Below are 6901 nucleotides of genomic sequence, written 5' to 3'. Positions count from 1 at the left end.
ACCGGTTGACGGCGGGCTGAGGGCTCGCCGCGCCCAACCGGCCAGCAGGCAAGGCGTCAGAACCGCCTTGCAGAAGCTGAGGGGCAGGTTAAGAGCCACACAACAGCACCAACACCAACACCAACACCAACACCAACACAGGGGGGGGTGAAGAACCCACGCCTCAGCTCATCCATTAACCTCAAGTCCGACAGACTGCTAGAGTCACACAATACGTAGAGTCTCAAGATGTCAGCCATTTAAAAGGCAATGTGAGCATCATTCAGCAGCAAGGCATTAACAACAGCGCGAGCGTCGTTCAATCTCGTTCAGCGAATTACCAATTTAAAAACTTCGCTTACATTAAACAAACTGGATATAACAATCAGGCCAATTTGATCCAGCACAATGGCAACAACATTGGCGTGATTGTTCAGCAAGGCTATAACCATAGCGTTACGGCTATTCAAGAAGGGAACAGTGTTGGAGTTGCACTGAACGCTATTCAAATTGGCTTTAACAGTAACCTAATGATTTCACAATCGGGCAGTGGCCTACGCGATGTAAATGTCCACCAACAAAACTACTCGGGCACTTCACGACCGGTCACTATCGATATCAACTGAGTCGCACCTGGCTTCTCAGTTAACCACCAAAGCAAGTCGATCGAAAAAAGGGGAAATATCATGAAAATGCAACTTACCGCCCTCGCCGCTGCTGTTAGTATCGCAATGAGCGCCTCATCTTTAGCACAAACCATGCAATCAAACGTAGACTTAGAATATGAATCTGCTACGTCTCCACAGCAAGGTGGCGGCTGGGGAGTAAACAACGAAAATTCCAACGCACTTAATATTGACGATAATGCATGGGATAACAGTAATTTTGGTGCTGGGGACGATACTAGGTTTCAAACCTTCACTGATTCATTAGGATCAATGGATCCATCTACTGTAATTTCGGGTGAAAACACATCTTTCATTAGACAGGAAACACAGGCAGGCGGCGCTCAGTTTGGCAATATGGCCAGCGTCATGCAAAAAGGCGATCAAAACTACTCTAATGTAGACCAAAACAAGCAGCAAAGCGGCGATGCACTAGAAGCTGATGTTTATCAAAATGGTGAGGGCAACAGCTCTATTGTAAAACAAGACTTGAGTTTTGGAGCTGTTGCAAACGTATACCAATATGGCGATAGAAACCTCTCTAAAGTGGACCAGTTTGGTGCAGATAACAATGGATCTGATGTCAATCAAACCGGTAATGACAACAGATCTATCGTTGTTCAAGGAACAAACCCAGGCGGTGCTACTGGCAATAACACTTTCGTACAACAAAATGGAGACTCCAACCAATCATACGTCTTTCAGCAATGGCATAATAATACTGCCATGTCTGACCAGTTCGGTGATAGTGGTATGAGTCAAATCTGGCAAGCTGGCTCCGGTAATGAAGCTAAACTGAAACAGGAAGCTGGAAGCGAATTGAACACTTCATACATTTTACAAGGCCAAGGTGGCGTAAGTGATAATAACCTTGCCGATGTGACCCAAGACGGAAACAATAATGAATCTTATGTTTCTCAGCTGGTTGGCGACGGCAATGAAGCGTTTGTAAAACAAACTGGCAGCTACGGCGATTCAACCATTCTACAAAGTGGCGCATTGAACTATGCTAATGTAGAACAAAGCGGAGTGGGTGATATTTCCTTCATTACACAAGAAGGAAGTAATAACGAAGCAAACGTTACACAGAAAGGACTTGGTATCGCTGGACAAGAGTTTAATGAATCATTCATTCTACAAACTGGCGGTGGGTCTCACATAGCTACAGTGAATCAAGACCACGCTCCAGCAGGTGGTTGGAATAACATTTCAACTATCACTCAAATTAGCGCAAATCAAGGAAACGCTACTGTAACTCAAGTAGGCAGTGGCAACCGCGCTTCCACTATCCAGTATTAATCATTAGCCAGTCCAATATTCTCATACCGCCCCTTCCGGGGCGGTTTTTTTGTGTTGTCACCTAACGCACCACCACCGTCAGCGTCCCGCCTTTGCCTTGGGTAGAAGAGCGCGAACGGTTGCTACCTTTAACGATATCGACTTCCAACCGCTCATCGTCGCTCAGGAGTTTGACGGTACCTTCTAGGGTATCTCCTTCGAAGGTGAATTCTGCAGGCACCCTGCCTCGAGTTTCAGGGTGTTCAACGGTTTCGCCGTCGTGGGTAATGCGCCACTCGGCCGAAAACTCAGCGCCGGGAGAGCCGCTCATGGTGATGTGGATTTGGGTCATATCCTGCTCCTGTGCGGCTAGCCCTGAGATGGGCAAGCCAAGGGTAAGTACGGCGATAAACAGCGTGCCGTATCGTCGTGAAACGTGCCAAGCCAATGATCGTTTCATGTTAGCTACCTTATTAACCACAAGAGCCGCTCAACATGAGCGGCTCTTGCAGTGTAGCAGGCGTTCTAACCACCAGTTACCTAGTGTTACATAACAGCAAAGGCTTTTTCTGCAGCATCCAACGTTAGCTGAATATCTTCCGGTGTGTGGGCACTCGACATAAAGCCAGCTTCGTAGGCAGACGGCGCAAGGTAGACGCCATGATCCAGCATTGCGCCAAAGAAGCGGCGGAAGGCATCGGGATTACACGCCGTGGCTTGGGCAAAGTTATCCACACGGGACTGCGAGGTGAAGAACACGCCGAACATACCACCTGCGGATTGCGTCATCATCGGTACCCGCGCCGCATTGGCACGCTCTTGCAGGCCGTTACACAGCGTTTGTACGCGCTGGCTCAAGGCGTCGTGGAAGCCCGGTACCTGCAGCTTGGTGAGTAGCGCCACCCCGGCGGCCATGGCCAGCGGGTTACCCGAAAGGGTGCCCGCCTGATATACCGGCCCCAGCGGAGAGATGTTTTGCATGATGTCGCGCTTGCCACCAAACGCGCCGACCGGCATACCACCACCGACGATCTTACCCAAGCAGGTTAAATCCGGCGTGACACCGTAATAGGCCTGGGCACCGCCCAACGCTACGCGGAAACCCGTCATCACCTCGTCAAAAATCAGGATGCTGCCGTACTCGTTACAAACGTGGCGCAGGGTTTCCAAGAAACCTGGCTGAGGCGGAATACAGTTCATATTACCCGCCACCGGCTCGACGATGATGCAGGCAATTTGCTCACCGATCTCGGCAAAGCACGCTTCCACCCCCTCTGGGTCGTTATAGGAGAGTGTAATGGTGTGCTCGGCCAACGACGCCGGAACGCCCGGTGAGCTGGGCTCGCCGTGGGTCAAGGCACCGGAGCCCGCTTTTACCAGCAGGGAGTCCGAGTGGCCGTGGTAGTTACCCTCGAACTTGACGATCTTATCGCGACCCGTGGTGCCCCGCGCCAGCCGAATCGCTGACATGGTCGCCTCGGTGCCCGAGCTGGTCATCCGCACCATTTCCATGGATGGAATCATGTCGCAAATTAGGTCGGCCATGGTGGTTTCCACGGCCGTGGGGGTACCGAACGAGAGCCCATTATCCAACCGCGCACGTACGGCCGCCAATACGTCTTGATCGGCGTGACCGGTAATCATCGGCCCCCAAGAGCCGATGTAATCGACGTAGCGGTTGCCCTCGACATCGAAGAGGTAAGCGCCCTGCGCACGTTCCATGAATACCGGCGGGCGGTGCAACCCTTTGAAGGCACGGACGGGAGAGTTCACACCCCCAGGGATATGGCGACTCGCGAGGTCGAACAGTTCAGCAGATGTGGTCATGGCATCCTCAATATAAATGGCTTACTACCAATGAGATCAAAAGCGCACAGGGCGTGGCAAGCGATTCGGCAAACACTGGCCACTGGGTGGCTGGTAGCCGTGAGACAAGCTCTCCCAAGTAAAGTGCTGGGCCTGTTCACACGCCGTTGGTAAGCGCTCACCTACCGCTAGACGCGCAGCCAAGGCCGACGCGAGCGTACAGCCGGAACCATGAAAGACGTCCGGTAGGCGCGGCCACTGCCACTGGCGAGTGGTATCGGGCGAGTGCAGCGTATGCACCACCTGCTCGGCTGAACCGGGTAAGGGGTCATCCGTTGCCGTCACCAGCACCGCTTGGCAACCTTGTGACAGCAGTGATACCGCCCGGGCAGTGTCGTCATGGGTGTCTAGAATTTCCGGTGTTAGCGCCGCCAACTCAAAGCGGTTCGGCGTTAAGATATCCACAAGTGGTAGCAGCCGGTCACGATAAAGCATCTGCAAAGCCTCTGTGGATAACATAGTGCCTCCCCCTGCTTTGAGAACCGGGTCAGCAACCACGGGCACCCCTGGAAAGCGACGAATAATCTGCTCCGCAGCGCGTAGCGTAGCTTCATCCGCCAGCAGACCAAGCTTAATCGCGGTAATCTGCATATCACCGACAGCTTCGGCCATTTGGCGCATCGCGCCGGGGTCGGCGGGCATCACCCGCGACACGTTATGGCAGTTCTGCACAGTCATCGCCGTGGGGATCGTCACCGCCCAACCGCCGCAGGCAGCAATGGCTTCGCTATCAGCGACCAGTCCGGCACCCCCCGTGGGGTCATGGCCCGCTAGCACTAAAACGACAGGGGGAAGAGGTTGGCGCATCAAAAGGGCTTCACTACCGCCAAAAGAATAATCGCGACCAGCGCAATCACGGGCGCTTCATTGAACCAGCGAAAAAATACGTGGCTCTTGGTACAACGCGACTGGTCAAACTGTTTAAGGTAAATCAAGCAAACGTGGTGGTAAGCAATTAACAGTGCCACCAAGGTAAGCTTGGCGTGCATCCATCCTTGGCTAAACCAGGCGGGCACCAAATAGAGCATCCAGCCCCCAAAAATCAGTACCAGGATCATCGACGGGGTCATGATGCCACGGTAAAGCTTGCGCTCCATGGTTTTAAAGTAAGTGATCGCTTGCTCATCACCTTTGTCGCGTGCCATGGCGTGGTACACATAAAGTCTTGGCAGGTAGAACAGTGCGGCAAACCAAGTAACAACGGCCATCAAGTGAATAGCCTTTACCCATTCGTACATGGTCTCTCCTTAGGCGGTGACGTATAGCTAGGAATCGGTCTCACGGGCATCTGTTTGCCGAGCGTCAGTGTAGTGGTAATAACGCTCGATCGCGCCCCGGGTAATGATACCTGAAATTCGCTGCTGCTTTGGTCGGTAGCCATGCACCACATAAAGCGCCCCAAGCGCGCTGTCTTGAAGCTTTAAAAACGCTTCCGATAGCGTGGCCTGCAAACCAATCGGGGCCATTTCCAGCCGCTGGCCGGGAATCTCCAAAAGATCAATTAACTCATCTTCCAGCGGCACTTCTCCATCGAGCGCCTCATCGTGCTCCAGCAGCCAGCGGGCAAGCTCTGCTGCCTTTAGCCCCAGTACCGGCTTATCCTCACTGGAGCGCTCAATCACCAGCCACATAGGATTCGTTTCTAGCAGGCGGCGCGCCTGGTCGAGAGTGATCATGCGCTCGGTACGCACCAGCTGACGCTCCATCACGGCAGGCACAGACACTCGGGAAAGCGCCTGCATCAGCGGCTGCTGCAGCGGGTGTAACCCGTAGCGCACCGAGCTAATGAAGAAACCTTCACAGCCTGTCAGCTGCCGCGACGTTAAGCAGGCCACCACCACGACCAGCATCCCCGGTAGCATAATCGTCGGTGTATGAGTGAGTTCTAGCAGTGCCATCAACGCCGCCAACGGTGCCTGAAGAACAGCCCCCATCATGGCTGCCATACCAAGCATGGCATAAATCCCTGGGTCAGCAGCTTTCTCAGGCCATAGCCAGCCCCCTAACATACCGCCTAGTGCACCAGTGGCCGCCCCAGCGACCAGTACCGGGCCAATAATGCCGATCGGCACGCCGCCTGCAACGGTAATCGCAGTAATCAACAGCTTGGCAACCATCAGCGCCAATAGCACATTGATCGCCAACTGATTATTCAGCGCTGCCGCCACGCTGTCGTAACCAATGCCTTGGATTTCAGGAAACCACCACGCCAATGCACCGGTGCCGACACCCACGACGCCCAATCTCAACCACAGCGGCAGGGTTTGTAGGCGCTGACTTCGTGAAATATGGATGAAGAGGCCTGCCATCAAACCTATGACCAAGCCAATCACCACGATCCAGGGCAGGTTCATCAGCGACCCTAACGCCACCTCAGGAATCCGAAACGCGGGCGCATTGCCATACATCACCTGCGCCACCAGCGCCCCCATGGTCGAGGCTAAAATCACCGGCATAAAGCTCATCAGGGTGTACTCCATCATCACCACTTCCATGGCAAAGATCACCCCAGCGATGGGCGTGTTGAACGAGGCCGAAATACCGGCTGCCGTGCCACAAGCGACCAACACCCGCAAGCTATTATTGGGCAGCCGCAGCTTTAGCCCCAACCCGCTGGAAGCCGCCGCGCCAAGATGAATCGCTGGCCCTTCCCGACCGGCAGATAATCCACCCAGCACCGAGACCACACCCACCCACCACTGGTTGAGCCAGTTACGCAGCGGGAAGCGCCCCTGATGATAGGTTAGTCGCTCGATCACATGGCTGACGCCGAGTTTGCGTGCGGTAGATCGCTGCCGATAGAGCAACAGACCAATCAACGTGACGGACATGATCGGCAGAAGTGCTCTTAGCCAAGGCATCAACCCTTCGAAGGCTTCCGGATCACCGTCCGGCATGTAGAGCGCCGCCCCCGCTTCCAGCAGCAGGCGAAACGCCACCATCACCGCCCCAGTAATCACCCCAGACACCAACCCCAGCACACACAGCTGCGGTAAGGCATCCACGTTCGCCAACTGGCGGCGAAAGCTCTCTAGAGTGAAATCTGACCGAGAAAAACGTGCCACAACGTCCGTCCTTGCGTTTATTGTTCGTTTCATTGTCTCGCGTTGCGC

At 54.1% G+C, this 6901-nt stretch carries 7 protein-coding genes; 2 read left to right on the top strand and 5 right to left on the bottom strand.

Going from position 1 to position 6901, the window contains the following annotated elements:
* Positions 1-251 precede the first annotated feature (251 nt).
* Positions 252-605 (top strand): hypothetical protein, encoded by a 354-nt coding sequence (locus tag L1249_RS09820; protein ID WP_235253540.1) that lies wholly within the window; start codon positions 252-254, stop codon positions 603-605.
* Positions 606-665: 60 nt separating this feature from the next.
* The gene (locus L1249_RS09815) at positions 666-1943 is read left to right on the top strand and encodes a hypothetical protein (RefSeq protein WP_228168726.1); all 1278 of its coding nucleotides are present in this window, start codon (positions 666-668) and stop codon (positions 1941-1943) included.
* Between the two features lie 61 nt (positions 1944-2004).
* Here the strand turns inward: L1249_RS09815 and L1249_RS09810 are convergent, their stop codons facing one another.
* From L1249_RS09810 to L1249_RS09790, 5 genes are all read right to left on the bottom strand, one after another.
* Entirely contained in the window at positions 2005-2382 is a 378-nt protein-coding gene (locus tag L1249_RS09810; RefSeq protein WP_074211248.1) for a hypothetical protein, read from the bottom strand.
* A gap of 86 nt (positions 2383-2468) precedes the next feature.
* Positions 2469-3749, bottom strand: coding sequence for a glutamate-1-semialdehyde 2,1-aminomutase (gene hemL, locus L1249_RS09805; protein WP_058577319.1), 1281 nt, complete (start codon positions 3747-3749; stop codon positions 2469-2471).
* A 36-nt stretch (positions 3750-3785) separates the two neighbouring features.
* The gene (gene thiD, locus L1249_RS09800) at positions 3786-4595 is read right to left on the bottom strand and encodes a bifunctional hydroxymethylpyrimidine kinase/phosphomethylpyrimidine kinase (protein WP_228168727.1); all 810 of its coding nucleotides are present in this window, start codon (positions 4593-4595) and stop codon (positions 3786-3788) included.
* Positions 4595-5026: a protoporphyrinogen oxidase HemJ gene (hemJ, locus tag L1249_RS09795; RefSeq protein ID WP_058577321.1), complete on the bottom strand. Its 432-nt coding sequence runs from the start codon at positions 5024-5026 to the stop codon at positions 4595-4597. Before hemJ ends, thiD begins: the two co-directional genes overlap by 1 nt.
* 27 nt (positions 5027-5053) lie before the next feature.
* Positions 5054-6853 (bottom strand): chloride channel protein, encoded by a 1800-nt coding sequence (locus L1249_RS09790; RefSeq protein WP_228168728.1) that lies wholly within the window; start codon positions 6851-6853, stop codon positions 5054-5056.
* Positions 6854-6901: the final 48 nt, after the last annotated feature.

Origin of the sequence: Halomonas sp. Cn5-12 (assembly GCF_021532545.1) — a bacterium.
In the GTDB taxonomy this organism is placed as follows: domain Bacteria; phylum Pseudomonadota; class Gammaproteobacteria; order Pseudomonadales; family Halomonadaceae; genus Vreelandella; species Vreelandella aquamarina.
This window is presented reverse-complemented; position numbering and strand designations above follow the sequence as displayed.

Excerpts from the sequence above, each read along its gene's own strand:
- hemJ (WP_058577321.1), bottom strand. The coding sequence starts at position 5,026 with ATGTACGAATGGGTAAAGGCTATTCACTTGATGGCCGTTGTTACTTGG.
- hemL (WP_058577319.1), bottom strand. The coding sequence starts at position 3,749 with ATGACCACATCTGCTGAACTGTTCGACCTCGCGAGTCGCCATATCCCT.
- L1249_RS09815 (WP_228168726.1), top strand. The coding sequence starts at position 666 with ATGAAAATGCAACTTACCGCCCTCGCCGCTGCTGTTAGTATCGCAATG.
- thiD (WP_228168727.1), bottom strand. The coding sequence starts at position 4,595 with ATGCGCCAACCTCTTCCCCCTGTCGTTTTAGTGCTAGCGGGCCATGAC.
- L1249_RS09810 (WP_074211248.1), bottom strand. The coding sequence starts at position 2,382 with ATGAAACGATCATTGGCTTGGCACGTTTCACGACGATACGGCACGCTG.